Raw genomic sequence first — 15,330 nt, 5'->3', positions numbered from 1 at the left:
CTTTATGGCTCAAAGCAGCATATAAATGACGGTTTGATTTATTTGGCGTTGAGAGCTTTAGTGTCTTGTACGACATCGATACTGTGACCTGTCCAGCGCTCAAAGCTTAGCGCCGCTTGTCCGATAAGCATGCCGTAGCCGTCTGAGGTCTGCGCCCCACGTGCCGAAAAATGCTCTAAAAACGGTAGAGTGCGACCATACATCATATCGTAGGCATATCGCGTGTTTAACGCGTCGTTCAGTGGCAAGGTCTCGCCCGATAGACCAATCGATGTCGCATTAATAATAATGTCAAACTGTCCACTCAACTCGTTAGTCGTACAGGTAGTAATGTGCTGCTGACTGATAGACGTACTGGCAGCGCTAAGCTCGCTGACCAAGTCGGTGGCTTTGCTCACTGTGCGATTGGCAATGGTCAGAGTTCCGATACCGGATTGAATCAAAGGTAATATTGCCCCGCGCGCGGCACCACCAGCGCCAATGATGGCAACGCGAGCACCATCCAGCGGCCAGCCTAAACTAGTGATATGATTGACCAATCCTTGCCCATCGGTATTATCGCCGTACAGCGCCTCTGCTATTGGCGTGCCACTGTTTAATAGTGCTTTATTGAGCAGGAGTGTATTGACCGCACCAGCGACTTTGGCGTGCTCTGATAAGCCACCACGCGACTGACAGCACGCATAAGCGACTTGTTTAAAGGGAACTGTCACATTGGCACCCACACCGCCACCATGAAAAAATGCCTCGACGACCGCGGCAAAGCTGGCTGCATCATCGGGACAATACTGGCGTTGATAGCGAATATCAATGCCTGCTTGCGCCGCAAATAGCGTATGTATTTCAGGAGATTTGCTGTGGGCAATCGGATTGCCAATAACGATAAAGTGCTGGGTCATAAATAAATAGTCCGCTGGCAGTAAGGGCATGAAGGAGTCAGATTGATAACCGTTCAAACCCATTCATCATAAGGGATAACGCTATGTTTGACAAACAGGGCGGTCAAGCGACAAATACACGATTGAACATAGGGGTTTAAAACGTGAGGTCTTTAACAAATCTGTACTGTCTGGGAGTGGTATCCGTAACGTAAAGGGTAGTCAAGCGTTCAGCAGTTGGGTAAACTAGTGAGCATAAAAATCGATATCAATATGCGATAGTAACTGCTAGGTTATCACCAAGCTTTTTAATAAAACATTCTTCATTATCAGTGGCGTATCTGCCAGCTCGTTAATACTATTTTGAGATCAATCTAAAAGTGTGAGTACATTGTCCATGTTGAATAATAACCTACAGACCCTGATGGTCAGTATGATAATGGCAGTTGGCGTGACGTTGAGTGGCTGTGATAGCACCAAAGAAGACGCCCAAGATCCAGAGGCTGGCGCGGCAACCACTAGCGAGCAGACCGCCACAGATACTTCTACGCAGACCGCTCCGACTGACACGGCTGATTTAGATGGTGCGACTGCTCAGCAAGGAACACCAGTAAAATATGATGTGCTGGCATGGGGCGCTGACCAAGTAGAGCCGATCACGGTTGATGAGCTAGATGGTATCAAAGCGACCTTTGGTAAAGTGGTGAGTACCGACGAAAACAGCCTAGACTATGCCAGTAATCCAGCTTCTAAGTATCGCTTTATGAATACCGATGCGCCTTATTTAGATATTATCGATTCCGAAAAATATCTGGAACTTGGCTGGTATTATGCCAATCCAACCGACTCTGATAAAGAAAAAGAGCTGAGTCAAAATCATGCCAAAAAATCCTATATGCTAGCGCGTCAGCTGATGGGTGATGACGGTGGCAAAGTGCTCGCTGATATGCTGAATGGTCAAATTATCAAAGATAAAACCATCGGTGGGCAAAAAATAGAGCTGGCGAAATGTGAGTTTTATAGTTGTATGCTGGTGCTTAACAAAGCTGCTGCTCAAACAGACAATAGCTAAATGGTGGGAGCTATCATGCCGTCGTCTAACAGCTGGATAGGTCTGCACCCTCTAAGCGAGGCTAGCGATAATGCAGCAGGGACAGCGTTAACAATGTCATTAGACAATCGCGGACTGGCATACGGTGATGGATTTTTTACCACTATGGGCGTCATCGACGGGCTGATACTGTGGTCGGACTATCATCAGCAGCGCCTTGACTCTCATGCCGATGCTCTACAGCTCGATATCGATAGCCAAGCGCTATTGGCCACTTTGCAGACACAGGCCAAGCAATTGCAGCAAGGCATGCTTAAGCTTATCGTCACCCGCGCGGCGCAAGATGTCCGTGGTTATGGTTATGCGCCAAGTACATCCGGTAGTGCTTGCGAAGTTTGGCTCAAGTCTTCCGCTATGCCTATCGCCACTGCTGAGCAGATGCCTTTACCGAATGGGTGCTTAGTTCCTTTGCAATTAATGACTTCAGCCATTTGTCTGTCTTCACAACTCGCCTGTCTACCGCCACCGCTTGCCGGACTTAAAAGCCTCAATCGCCTCGATAATGTGCTGGCAAGCGCTGAGCTACAACGCGTTAAAGCCCAAACATTAACATCCAACCCCTTCTTACCAGCCAATCATTTATCGACCAATCATTTATCAGCAAATGCCGAACCCAATATCGGTGAGGGGCTGCTGCGTGATATGAGCGGGCACTGGGTTGAAGGGACGATGAGTAATGTGTTCTATCAATTATCAGAATCGCCATTCGCAAAGTCTTCCAATCCTCCACGTCCTAAAAACAGCAATTATCTGAGCACTGGTCAATGGTACACGCCCTCTATGGCGCAATCGGGCGTCGCTGGCGTGATGCGGCAAGTGCTTATCGATGGGTTATCCACCACAGAACAGCCAGTCACCATTAGGTCGTTATCAGATGAGGATTTACCCCATTTAAGCCAACTGTTCTTTTGTAATGCGTTACGTGGCATCATGCCAATGAGTAGTTTGACGTTATTGTCGGGTGAAGTGGTGGGTTTTAAAAGTCAAAAAAATATCGGCTAAATAAAGCCGTTTATTATCGCGCAAAAATATTAAATTTGGTGTCAATAAAATCATCGGGATATAAAACAGCCTCTTCATTACGATACATATCTTGCGCTTTTAATAGTGCTTCCTGCTCGTTTTTTGCCCTAATTTCTACAATATTCTCCAGCAATTAGTACAACTTTCGATATTGCCCACGACCTAAAAATTCGATAATGCCTTTATCGCGTAATACTTGTAGTTGCTGACGGATTTTATCTTTAACATGATTGTTTTCGGGATGTTTGAGCTTTAACTCATCAGCAAAAGCATAAACCTGATTGAGAGAAAAATTCACATCCAGCCTATCGATACACTGCCAAACATCTAATGTCCAGCCACGTGATGTGATAGATTGCTCGCGTAAAAACAAGGTTTTCTGAAATTGCTCGGTGACATTATCGCGTGGTATGACTTGCTGGTCTTTGACCAAAAACACTTTCCCCGACTCAGGCACTTTGCGCAAGTCAATATTGCAACCAATCCAACCCGCACGTTTGGCAGTGACGGATAATGGTTTGCGTTTTATAATCATGTCCGGCTGAAAGAACTGCTTAGGAATGATTAAAAAGTTATTCACCCTATATTCTTGAGAGTAGGTCAAAAAGAAAAAGCTGGGATTATTGTCACTATTAATACGTTCAATCATAGTGTCATAAGCACCATCATTAATAATGTTGCTCAATTTTGCCTTTTTACTTTTTAGCTCATATTCCTCATGACAGTTTGAGCAATAAAAATCAGCGACAGGTTTGCCGTTCGTAAATTCAACCAATGGCTCGGCACTACAATTAGGGCAATAGCTTTGGTTCGCAACCCAATCTTCACTGAGCACACGAATCCTTTGGGGTTCAGATTGATAGTTTGCAGCGAGAGGTTGGTTGAAATGTAGATTCATAATAAGTTTTCTTTGTAGTAGACAAAACAAAAATATCAATAAAAGCGTAGGAATGTTCAGCCATATAAATGCGCATCCACAGCAAGTTAATTCACAAGCTAAGCAAATACCATTGAAAAGCGCACGGTTCAGTGCTAAATTCTAGCAAACCTCTGCCTTGCGAGTTGCCATGAGCAATCCAACACCTGAAACGCCTCCTGAACGTCCTAATGATACTCCATCCAATGAGCAAGAGGGCACTGTTGACGAGCGCATCGCTGGCACGCCATCGGATGCCAAGCCAGTCGTGAATGAGGCCGCAGGCGAGGAAGTGCCGGCAACGGATATCTCGCTCATCAGTGGCAAGACTAAGCCGCGTAAATATAAAGTGGACAATCAATCGTTCTTTATGCAGCGTGGCTATCAAGTATTGCTTGTGCTGGGGCTGATTGCAGCGTTTCTCTTAGTCATAGTTTATCAGACGCTGTTTGGACGGATTGAGCAGCCGCAGCAGATGGTCACGATCGAGCAAGGTCAGACTTACTACGGATTGCTGCCGCAGTGGCAACAGCAGACACCACTGTTTTCTGCTAGTGTCGCCAAGCTTTATATTAAGTCGCAAGTCGATGCACCATTACATGCAGGCATTTATCAATTACCAGAGAACCCAACCATCGCTGAGGCGCTACAAGTGCTCGCGCAGGGTGCCAAAGCGGCAATGGTAAAAGTGCAAATTATCGAAGGTAAAACGTCCAAAGACTTATATCAATCGCTACGTGATAACGACAATATCAAAAAAGAAGTGCTAATAGCAGACAGCGGTGATGCTAGTAACGCCAGTATTGCTCAAGGACTGGACTTGGTCGGTATATTGCCAAAGAGCGTGACCAACAGTAATGACTCTATCGTCAATCATAATCTTGAAGGGTGGTTTGCGCCCGACACCTATTATTATGGCGAGGGCACCAGTGACAAGCAGGTATTGACGGATTTGTATAAGCGTCAGCAGCAAGCGTTGACCAAAGCGTGGGAAAATCGTGCGCCAGATTTGCCTTATAAGAGTCCTTATGAAGCACTGGTAATGGCCTCTATTATCGAAAAAGAAACCAGCGTGGCAGAAGAGCGTCCCTTAGTATCAGCAGTGTTTAAAAATCGCTTGGATAAAGGCATGCGCATGCAGACCGATCCGACGATTATCTATGGCATGGGCAGCCGCTACGATGGCAACATTCGCCGTAAAGACATCGACGAAAAAACATCCTACAACACCTATCAAATCGATGGTTTGCCACCAACGCCGATTGCGCTACCATCTGCGGCCTCTATCGAAGCCACCTTACATCCAGCGGATAGTGAAGCGCTGTACTTTGTGGCGACAGGAAATGGCGGGCACAAATTCACCAATAGCTTGGCGGAACACAATCAGGCGGTAAAAGAATACCTGAGCGTCATGCGTGAGAAAAAATCTCAAACGCCGCCGCAGTAAACCATCGCTTTACTTTTCATAAAACCTATCATTTACTGAGCGCTATAAAAATTCATATAGTGCTCATCAATGACATAAGGTCATATCATGTCAGCATCTATACCAGCCAACTTGTTGCAAACCAATTCAACTCAAGCCACGACTGATATTACGGATACAACGCCCAGGCAAGGGCGCTTTATCAGTTTTGAAGGCACTGAAGGCGTGGGTAAAACCACTGCTATCGAGCAGTTATGTGCGCGCTTGCAAGATAGCGATATCGACTATCTGCGTACCCGTGAGCCAGGTGGTAGCCCGTTTGCAGAGCGTGTGCGCGAGATATTATTGGATCCGGTGACGGAGATCAATGACGACACAGAGCTGTTGTTATTGTTTGCAGCGCGCTGCGACCATATGCAGCAGGTAATCTTGCCAGCACTACAGCAGGGAACATGGGTGATATGTGATCGATTTACCGACTCTACCATTGCCTATCAGGGCTTTGGGCGTGCGCATGGTGACGTTACTGTACGAGTCAAAATTGAGTCCCTCATCACTCAGTTCGTTACCCAGTTGCCCGAGCTGACTTTATGGTTGGATTTGCCCGTATTAGAAGGCATGGAGCGGGCGGGTAAACGTAGCGCTGCCGATCGTTTTGAGCAGCAGGCGACTGAGTTTTTTACGTGGGTGCATACAGGTTTCAGTACGCTCGCAGCCGAGCACCCTGAGCGTATCCAGCGTATCGATGCCTCAGGTAGCGCTGAGGAGGTCAGTGCACGAGTATGGCAAACAGTTGCGACAAGATTTCATCTTAGCTAGGGCGTGTCTCCAATTCACTCGATATAGTCAAAATACCCCAAAAACGCTACGATACTTTTGATATTAATTTTTTGTAGCCTCTGTCGGCACAGGCACAGGCACAGGCACAGGCACAGCAAGCAAGAAAAATTGATATCAGCAGTGCGTGATGGTTCGATATTACTTTGCACTGACTATAGTCATCTAAATGGGCTAAATCTTGCCAAACATCGTCAACTAGTGCCCTATAAAAAAGCCCTCATAATCATTATGAGGGCTTTTAATTTGCTTATTAGCTTTTCAGACAATAGCGTTTATGGTTTATCCGCATCCTTTTTTACCGAATCCTTCACCTTCACATTGTTGGCGGTATTGTCATGATCTGAGTCGGGTAGGCGGTTAGGGTCGAGCGCACCACTTTTTATCTTGGGCGCACTACCATTACCGTTTGTACTACTATTAGTCGACTTACTGGTTTTTGACGTTGCCGTTGAGTTATCTGCCATCACCCCTTTGTTGACTGTGCTAGTAGAGACATCTTTAGCTTCCGCTCCCTGACGTTTATCTATTTCAGCCTTGACGGTTTTTTTCGCTGCGTCACTCTCTTTATCAACCGCTATGGATGGCTCTTGCTCTGGGGTATCAGCGATATCTTCCACCATCTCTTTCTCTTTGCGCTTTTCAGGCGCTTTGGAGTTGGCTTCAAAACTGGCATCTGCGGCAGCACGGGCTTGCTCTTGTTTTGGCGTGACGTCCACTGGCTTTGGCTGGACTTCATCATCAACGACTAGAGAAATCAGCTTGCGATCACGTGGTACTGATCCTTCGAACTTATCAGTGATGACTTGCAGCTTGCCTTCTTTGTCTAGTGTATAGAGCGGCACGAACTGCTTATTGTCGGCTTTATACTGCTCAAACGTATAGCTGTCCGTGATGTTAGTGATTTTAATACGGGCTTTTTTGGACAGCATACTGGCAAGTTTGGTATAGGTTACGTCTTTGCCAAACAACCACTGCGAATGAAAGTTTGACTGCTTATCATCGCGCTCACTTTTCACTTTTTCATCGCTGAACTTGAGGCGATAGAGCTTGCGCTCGCCGAACTCATGGCGGTAATGAATCTCAGACAAGGTATTCATCTCTTTATCCATACTCATCGCGAATAGATGACCAATACCGATAAGGTCAAGATGATGGTCAGCGTGATCGGAGATGGGGTTGCCAAAATAGGTGCGCAGACCACTCATACGTGCGCGGGCGATATTGGTATAGTTATTATGAGCGACGATGACATCGAAGCCTTGGTCTTTTAAGGAGGTTGCGATTAGCAACGCAACTGGATTGGAGCCAACGATAAGAATACCATTAGTCTCAGGCTCACGCACACCAAGTAAATTGCCCACTACTTTTGCACCCAAGCCCTGAATCATGACTGTACCGATGATGACCATAAATACTAGGGGGACGAGCAGCTCAACGCCCTGAATATCATACTCTTGCAAGCGAATCGCAAACAGCGATGAGATAGCAGCGGCGACGATACCACGTGGTCCAATCCAGCTGATCATTAGCTTTTCATTGGTTTTTAGGTTTGAGCCAATGGAAGATGCCCAGACCGATAAGGGACGCGCGATGAACATCACGATAGCGAGTAGCACTAAGCCTGCAAAGCCCACACTCATTAAGCTTGCCAGCTCAACACGAGCTGCAAGAATAATAAATAATACCGAAATAAGTAAAACGGTTAAAGATTCATTAAACTCTAAAATAGTCTCACGTGGGAACTTGGGCCAGTTCGCCAGTGCGACGCCCAAGACGGTGACGGTTAGCAGACCAGACTCATGCTCTAAATGGTTGGAGACAGAGAATAAAACCAAAACAAAGGCTAGGGTAAAGACATTGCGTAAAAACTCAGGCACCATATGGCGGCGCATTAAGAACGCCAATGCCCATGCGCCAGCCATACCAAGCGCCGTTGCAAGCACGACAATTTTGGCAAATAGCAATATGCTGCTGGCTTCACCACCAGAGATAATATACTCATAGACCAATACCACGGCGATAGCGCCAATGGGATCGATGATAATGCCTTCCCATTTGAGGATATTGGAGATGGTCTTGTTTGGGCGCACACTACGTAACAATGGCATAATCACCGTCGGCCCAGTGACACATACCAGCGCCCCGAACAGCAACGCAATCAATGGATCGACATCGAACAATAGATAAGTCGACAGCGCGACGATAGCAATGGTGATGAGCACCCCGACCGACACCAGCATCTGTACGACCGTGCCGTGTTGCTTGATTTCATCAAACTCAAGGGTCAGTGAGCCTTCGAACAAAATAATCGCCACGCCCAAAGAGATGAACGGGAACATCAGCTCGCCCAAGACTAAATCAGGGTCGAAAACGCCGAGTACGGGCCCAACAACAATGCCAATGAGTAACAAAAATAAAATGGACGGTTGCTTTAAATACCAAGCCAACCATTGGGCGGCAATGCCGATCCCAACCACGCCGGATAATAATAGGGCGGTATCCATAAATTAATCCTTTTATAATCTTGTGATGCTGTCTAGCTATTAAAGTGGGTTATCGTTAGCGGCCAAAACCTTTTATAACGGCAAATTAATAATAACCATAGCCATCATGAATCATGGATGATATATATACTATATAGTAGTAAAGACAAACGCGTCTCTAGATAAATAAAAAAATGCTAGAAGCGCAAAAGATGGAAAATAAGGGCGTTAAAAGCCAATTCGATTAGTGTATAGTTCATAGCTGCCCGATGTGGCTAACTATTGTTTGCTAAAAAATTTATTAGGCTTGTTATCATATCATGATTTTATTTTATATATGTCAAGGGTCTGTCTGACGTGATAGCCGCGCGCCATCGTTCTGCGCTGACACATGATTAGGTGAACGCGCTATAAAAGATTACGAAATCGAGGGGATAAGACGACGGGGTATCAAAATGGCTTATATTCACGTCATTATCCTTACCCATCGCTACGACACAAACTGGCAGGCAAGTAATAGTAATAAGCTGACCAGCGTTCAAGATGGTTGCTTATAAATTGTTCCTTATAAATTATTGCTATAGATTATCCCTATAGATTTATACAAGCTTGCTATCTATTCTATTATGGCGATAATAGCGATAATATTGTTGCTAACAATAATAACCACTCATATGGAGACAATATGCCTATCAATATGTTTCAAGCGCAACCCACTATTCGTATGCAGCGTTGGTTGCAACGTAGCAGTTTGGCACTGTCTATCGGCACGGTAATGGCGATAGGCATTAATGCAGCCACTATGCCTCAGGCACAAGCAGCGGTCACCACTGCTGACTTCTCTGACTTGGTACAGCAAGTGACGCCAGCGGTGGCACGGGTCAATGTCACCAAAACGGTCAGTGAAGATGAGCTTGCCAAAGCACAAACCGCCGAGCTTTTACGTCAGTTCTTCGGGGATCGCTTGCGTATCCCAGATCAAGCAGCGAAGCCCGCGATTGAACACGCTTATGGCACTGCCTTTTTTGTCACCACTGATGGTTATATGTTGACCAATCATCATGTGGTTGCTGGAGCAGATAAAATCACTGTGACTCTTAATGATAGAACCGAGCTGGATGTGACCTTGGTGGGTAGCGATGAGCGCTCAGATGTGGCCGTGCTCAAAGTCGTGGGTGATCAGTTCCCAGCTTTGCCCATTGGCGATTCAAACAGTCTAAAAGTAGGTGAGCCGGTATTGGCGATTGGCTCGCCATTTGGCTTTGATTATTCGGCATCCGCAGGTATCGTGAGTGCCAAGTCACGCAGTTTTTCACGTGAGACCAGTGTGCCTTTTATCCAAACCGACGTAGCATTAAATCCGGGTAATTCAGGTGGACCTTTATTCAATCAGCGCGGTGAAGTTATCGGTATCAACTCACGTATCTTTAGTGGGACGGGCGGTTATATGGGCTTGTCGTTTTCTATTCCCATTGACGCGGCGATGGATATCTACGAGCAGCTAAAAACCAACGGTGAAGTCGCGCGTGCCTATATGGGTATTTATCCTCAAGACATCGATCGCAATCTGGCCGAAGCGTATAACTTGGCTCGTCCACAGGGTGCTCTGCTTACACGTGTCTCACCAGATTCACCAGCACAAAAATCAGGTCTGCAATCAGGCGACATTATTTTGCAATATAATGATGTACAGATTATGCGCGCCGCAGATTTATTGAATCTGCTCAATCGAGCACGACCCAATGATCCGTTCAGTGCTCAGATTCAGCGTGACGGCAAGCAAATGACGGTAAAAGGCACGCTAACGTATGCGCCAAATGATGTCCGAGCGCAAAGCGGCTCACAGCAAGACGATGAGATACAACTGGGCTTACGTCTGCGCAATTTGACTCCAGATGAGCAGGCAGAGCTGGCTGTTGACAACAAAACAGGCATATTGGTCACGACCGTCGACCCGACTGGCTTAGCCGCGCGTTCAGGTATTTTCGCTGGCGATATCGTTACCAACTTTCACCAAAAGCCGATTGCGAAGGTCACTGATTTCTCCAGCGCTATCTCCTCACTTCCCAAAAAAGGGGTAGTAACGATTGAAGTCATGCGCCAAGGCATCCCTGGTATTATCGGCCTGCGCATTGAATAGCCACCATATAGTCAATCTACTATGCTTAAATGAAGTATCTCACTAAGCGTTGATAATTATACTTGTCTATCATAGAGCGCGACCTCTATAATGGCTGATTTTTTTATCGATTGATTTTGATGATATGCTATTGCTCGATTTAACTTTGATTAAGCGACATTGAGTTGGGTGTTGATTTGATTGAACAACATTAATTGACCACTGCACAAACGACTATTCATACCTCTATATACAGCTAGGTAATTATGACTGACCACGCTCTTTATACGCTCAGCATCACGACAGCGGCAGCATTGCTAGCGTATATCATATTGTGGTCAGGATTACAGACGTTCAATGCCAATCCCACAAAACGCTTTTTGCGTATTTGGTCAAAATTGACGCTATATTATGCTGCTTATACCATGCCAGTTTGGGCGTTACTGTTGGTAACTGGGCGAGTACAAGAAGTGACGCCTCTACTGGCACAATTGTCACCGAGCGTTGTATTGATGGCTACCATCGCGATGGGTTTGTACTTTTATACTGTCGTTGTGCAGCCCAACTGTTTACGCGTACAGCATCATGCGGTTGATTTAGACTTGTCAGCCCCGCTCACAGTAGCGGTATTAGCAGATTTGCGTATTGGCTTATATAGTGGCAAGCCGCGTCATATTCGCAAGCTTGTCGCTACCATCAATGCGCTGTCAGCAGATGCAGTGCTGATTACAGGTGACTGGCTCTATTATCCGAGCGCAGATTTGGTGGGGCAGTTGATGCTGTTTAAGGGAGTAAACAAACCCGTTTATACGGTGATGAGTACCTCGGATTTGCGTTATCAGTCGATTAATACTACCAAGCAAGGTCAGCCACTACTGAAAGATACCTTGGCCAGTGCCTTTGATGTGCTTGATATCAATTATATCGGGCAGCAATGTACGTCGTTGCCGCTTAAATGTGCCCAAACTGGCAACGGTCGATTAAGAGCAAATCAAACAAGCTCCATTAAAGGTCACCCGAATACCCGTACACAAACAAACCTAAAGGATAATCCAGTCGTGGCGGTGCTTTGCGGTTGGCAAGATGTTCCGAAACAATCGAGCGATGCCAAAACTTTGCAGGTACCTAGTAAAGTGGCGCTTAGTGCCGAAATCGCGCAGGCGACTAAACCTGTCATTATTCTTGCGTCACGATTTGATAGTATTAGCGACTTACCAAAATCGCTACAGCCGCGACCACTATTGATAACGGGGGCTGCTAAAGCGATACAGAAAAACATACTAAAGGCGCAAAAAAAGCAAGATATTCGCCGTATAGGCAATCAGTCGTCGTTATTGGATAGCAGCCGGATGGGTAAGCAGCGGGGTTTATATCAGCATGGTAGCGCGCAGATATTTGTCAGTAGCGGAGTGGGCACTCGAGGATTGCCTTTTCGCTTGTATCGTCCGACTATCGATGTGTTGACGATTCGTTAAAACGACTCAAAAGCATTTATCCCAGTTTCATAATTACGCTAAACTAACTATTAAATAATAAAGTCTATAGTCAGTCACTCTTGCGCATTACCATCGCGTTAAACAGGGCTTAACATGGCACACGATATACCTAGGCTGAGCATTAATTGACTGATAGCGGTCAAATCAAAATATGCTACACTAGTAAGCGTTTTTATGGCTATCAATAGACAACATCGGCAATTGACAAAAATAATGTTAGTGCGGGCAGACCTGCACATGATTTTATAGTGCAAATGTCATTATTGTAGGTATATAAACACCCAGTATGAACATCAAGCAATACCTGTCATTGGCTTGTCTATTGACTTAAAAATGGATATAGGTAGTTGCAAATGATCGATCATGTGACAGCTTTAATAAAGCTAGGATAATACAACAGTAAGGCACGGTTATGAGCACAGCATACGACGAGATTAAAACCCGACTACAAGGTTCAATGGTAGCCTTGGTAACGCCCATGCACCCTGACGGCACGGTCGATTATAAACGTCTGGCCGATCTCATAGACTGGCAGATTGAGCAGGGCACCCACTGTCTCGTTGCCGTCGGTACCACTGGCGAATCAGCGACTTTATCGATGCAAGAACATAGCGATGTGATTCGTTACTTTGTGAAGCATGTCAAAGGCCGCGTGCCAGTGATAGCAGGTACAGGCGCGAATAATACGACTGAAGCCATCAAACTGACGCAAGATGCGGCGGATGCTGGTGCAGACTGTGCATTATTGGTTGCTCCTTACTATAATAAGCCGCCACAAGAAGGCTTATATCAACATTATAAAGCCATTGCCCAAGCCGTAAACATCCCGCAGATGCTCTATAATGTACCGGGGCGTACCGTGGTCGATATCGCTCAAAATACGGTTGAACGTTTGGCTGATATCGATAATATCGTCGCGATTAAAGATGCGACGGGCTCAGTAGCTCGCGGTGAGCAATTGATTAAAGCGGTTGGCGATCGTATTGTCGTGCTATCTGGCGATGATGGTACGGCGCTTGATTTGATGCAAATGGGTGCCAAAGGCAATATTTCAGTAACGGCTAATGTCGCACCGAACGCCATGAGTGAGACGTTTTCGGCCGCGCTACGTGGTGATTTTGATGCCGCGCACAAAGTACATGACGTGATTAAGCACTTGCATCGTGATTTATTTATTGAATCGAGCCCCATTCCAGCAAAATATGCGTTACATAAAATGGGTATGATAGATACGGGTATCCGCTTGCCATTGGTTTGGCTAGCAGAACAACATCATGCCACTATTGATGAAGCTTTGGTTCGCGCAAATTTACTATAGATGCGTGCGAATTTATTATAGAAGTGAATCATTGTAAATGCTGAGCCAGTCGCTGATGACATTGGCTTGGCAAGAACTTATAAGGTTCTATCAAAACGACGAGCCAATCGTCCAAATGAGCAAAAATTGCTAACTCAGAGAGATAATATGATGAAAGTATCATCAACCCCTACAAGAACGTTTCCTGCTATGATGGTTTTGGTATTGGGTAGCACACTAGTATTAAGTGGCTGTCAAATGACCAAAGGCTTTCTTGGTAAGCGCGATAATGGCAGCTTAGAGTATCAAGAGAGTAAGAAGCTTGCACCACTAGAGCTACCGGTGACTCAACAACCAGCAGCCTTTGTGCCGTTATACACAACCCCAAATGCAGGCGTAAACACGCTCACCTTACAGAACGAAGCAGGTAAGCAGTATCAACTGCCTAAGCCTCAACGTGCTGTCGCTGTGAGCGATACTTCAAACTAAATACCGTATTTCCCTACTTACACCGCTGACTTTTTATTGTGATTGTTCAGGACATGATGTTCTCATGAATGACGTCATATAGGATTCAGCGGTCGCTGCGCGTTTTTACCACATAAGCTTGAACGAACAGGAACTCCATAATGCAAAAGCAACAACTGCTGTATAAAGGTAAAGCCAAATCAGTCTATGAAACAGAAGACAACGACCTTCTGATTTTACACTTTCGTGATGATACCTCGGCGCTTGATGGTAAGCGTATCGAACAGTTGGCACGTAAGGGTGTGGTTAATAACCGCTTTAATGCTTTTATTATGCAAAAACTGGCTGCCGCTGGTATCGAAACTCATTTCGAAAGACAATTATCTGATGACGAAGTGCTGGTCAAGCGTTTGGATATGATTCCAGTTGAGTGCGTCGTACGTAACTTCGCTGCGGGCAGTTTGGTTCGTCGTTTAGGCTTAGAAGAAGGCCAAGCATTGACGCCGCCTACTTATGAGCTATTCTACAAAGATGACGCGCTTGGTGATCCAATGGTCAATGAGTCACTTTCTGTTTCTCTTGGTTGGGCTACCGAAGCACAATTAGCAAAAATGGAAGAGCTGACGCATCAAGTCAACGACGTATTAATGGCACTGTTTGATGCAGGCGATTTAATACTGGTCGATTTCAAATTAGAATTTGGCGTATTCCATGACCGTATCGTTTTGGGTGATGAGTTTTCACCAGATGGTTGCCGTATTTGGGACAAAAATACCAAGAAGAAATTGGATAAAGACCGTTTCCGTCAATCATTAGGCGATGTTATCGAAGCTTACGAAGAAGTGGCCAACCGTATTGGTGTGCCACTTAGCTAAGTCGTAAATGTCTAGCGCAAAACAAAAAAACTGAGCCATGTGCTCAGTTTTTTTATGGCATTATATGAATGATGGTACCCTAGTGAGGAATTTAATCTTAGGTTGTAGGCTAATGATATCAACGTTTTGACACGCTGAGATAGCCACAGTGTACTTTACGGTGTACTTATCATACATACTCTATCTGTGATCGATCCGCTATATAGCTATCGAACTGCTTGTGTTGGATATGAATTTAATAACTATGAAATCGATAGCATGGCTTAAGGCTATGGTTTTCCAAAAAATTGGTATTGATAGAGCTTTATATCCCCTAGTGAGCGTTACCAGTGCTAGCAAAAATACAGGAACATCATACTTCTCAAGAAGATTAGAGCAGTTAGTAACAGTAGTAACCT

At 45.5% G+C, this 15,330-nt stretch carries 13 protein-coding genes; 9 read left to right on the top strand and 4 right to left on the bottom strand.

Translation table 11 applies throughout. The features are described from left to right. Positions 1 to 38 precede the first annotated feature (38 nt). Complete coding sequence (aroE, locus tag IE130_RS06365) at positions 39 to 899, bottom strand: shikimate dehydrogenase (protein ID WP_189584111.1); 861 nt, start codon at positions 897 to 899, stop codon at positions 39 to 41. Between the two features lie 376 nt (positions 900 to 1,275). On the opposite strand from aroE, the gene IE130_RS06360 reads away from it, so the two are divergent. Both IE130_RS06360 and IE130_RS06355 read left to right on the top strand, forming a co-directional pair. Further along, positions 1,276 to 1,950, top strand: coding sequence for a hypothetical protein (locus IE130_RS06360; RefSeq protein WP_010200905.1), 675 nt, complete (start codon positions 1,276 to 1,278; stop codon positions 1,948 to 1,950). Between the two features lie 15 nt (positions 1,951 to 1,965). Further along, positions 1,966 to 2,991: an aminotransferase class IV gene (locus IE130_RS06355; protein WP_189583352.1), complete on the top strand. Its 1,026-nt coding sequence runs from the start codon at positions 1,966 to 1,968 to the stop codon at positions 2,989 to 2,991. Between the two features lie 13 nt (positions 2,992 to 3,004). Here IE130_RS06355 and IE130_RS06350 read toward each other — a convergent pair whose 3' ends face one another. Together IE130_RS06350 and IE130_RS06345 are read right to left on the bottom strand one after the other, a co-directional pair. Next, the gene (locus tag IE130_RS06350) at positions 3,005 to 3,145 is read right to left on the bottom strand and encodes a DpnD/PcfM family protein (RefSeq protein ID WP_189583349.1); all 141 of its coding nucleotides are present in this window, start codon (positions 3,143 to 3,145) and stop codon (positions 3,005 to 3,007) included. Further along, the gene (locus tag IE130_RS06345; RefSeq protein WP_189583346.1) at positions 3,146 to 3,910 is read right to left on the bottom strand and encodes a DpnI domain-containing protein; all 765 of its coding nucleotides are present in this window, start codon (positions 3,908 to 3,910) and stop codon (positions 3,146 to 3,148) included. It lies immediately after the preceding gene. Positions 3,911 to 4,079: 169 nt separating this feature from the next. On the opposite strand from IE130_RS06345, the gene mltG reads away from it, so the two are divergent. Together mltG and tmk are read left to right on the top strand one after the other, a co-directional pair. Next, on the top strand, positions 4,080 to 5,375 hold the full coding sequence (gene mltG / locus IE130_RS06340) for an endolytic transglycosylase MltG (RefSeq protein WP_189583342.1): 1,296 nt from the start codon (positions 4,080 to 4,082) through the stop codon (positions 5,373 to 5,375). Positions 5,376 to 5,462: 87 nt separating this feature from the next. Then, on the top strand, positions 5,463 to 6,173 hold the full coding sequence (gene tmk, locus IE130_RS06335) for a dTMP kinase (RefSeq protein ID WP_227676152.1): 711 nt from the start codon (positions 5,463 to 5,465) through the stop codon (positions 6,171 to 6,173). Positions 6,174 to 6,466: 293 nt separating this feature from the next. Here the strand turns inward: tmk and IE130_RS06330 are convergent, their stop codons facing one another. Beyond that, a complete protein-coding gene (locus IE130_RS06330; protein ID WP_189583338.1) occupies positions 6,467 to 8,698 on the bottom strand; it encodes a cation:proton antiporter in 2,232 nt (743 codons plus the stop codon). Positions 8,699 to 9,362: 664 nt separating this feature from the next. Between IE130_RS06330 and IE130_RS06325 the strand changes: the two genes are divergently transcribed. The 5 genes from IE130_RS06325 (at position 9,363) to purC (ending at position 14,932) form a co-directional block, all read left to right on the top strand. Continuing rightward, positions 9,363 to 10,817, top strand: a complete 1,455-nt coding sequence (locus tag IE130_RS06325; protein WP_189583335.1) for a Do family serine endopeptidase — start codon at positions 9,363 to 9,365, stop codon at positions 10,815 to 10,817. A 245-nt stretch (positions 10,818 to 11,062) separates the two neighbouring features. Beyond that, positions 11,063 to 12,271 (top strand): metallophosphoesterase family protein, encoded by a 1,209-nt coding sequence (locus IE130_RS06320; RefSeq protein ID WP_189583332.1) that lies wholly within the window; start codon positions 11,063 to 11,065, stop codon positions 12,269 to 12,271. A gap of 433 nt (positions 12,272 to 12,704) precedes the next feature. Beyond that, positions 12,705 to 13,610, top strand: a complete 906-nt coding sequence (gene dapA, locus IE130_RS06315) for a 4-hydroxy-tetrahydrodipicolinate synthase (protein WP_189583329.1) — start codon at positions 12,705 to 12,707, stop codon at positions 13,608 to 13,610. A gap of 147 nt (positions 13,611 to 13,757) precedes the next feature. After that, positions 13,758 to 14,078: a hypothetical protein gene (locus IE130_RS06310; protein ID WP_227669975.1), complete on the top strand. Its 321-nt coding sequence runs from the start codon at positions 13,758 to 13,760 to the stop codon at positions 14,076 to 14,078. Positions 14,079 to 14,218: 140 nt separating this feature from the next. Then, positions 14,219 to 14,932 (top strand): phosphoribosylaminoimidazolesuccinocarboxamide synthase, encoded by a 714-nt coding sequence (purC, locus tag IE130_RS06305; protein ID WP_189583323.1) that lies wholly within the window; start codon positions 14,219 to 14,221, stop codon positions 14,930 to 14,932. Positions 14,933 to 15,330 lie beyond the last annotated feature (398 nt).

The organism is Psychrobacter glaciei (assembly GCF_014652895.1).
Classification (GTDB): domain Bacteria; phylum Pseudomonadota; class Gammaproteobacteria; order Pseudomonadales; family Moraxellaceae; genus Psychrobacter; species Psychrobacter glaciei.
This window is presented reverse-complemented; position numbering and strand designations above follow the sequence as displayed.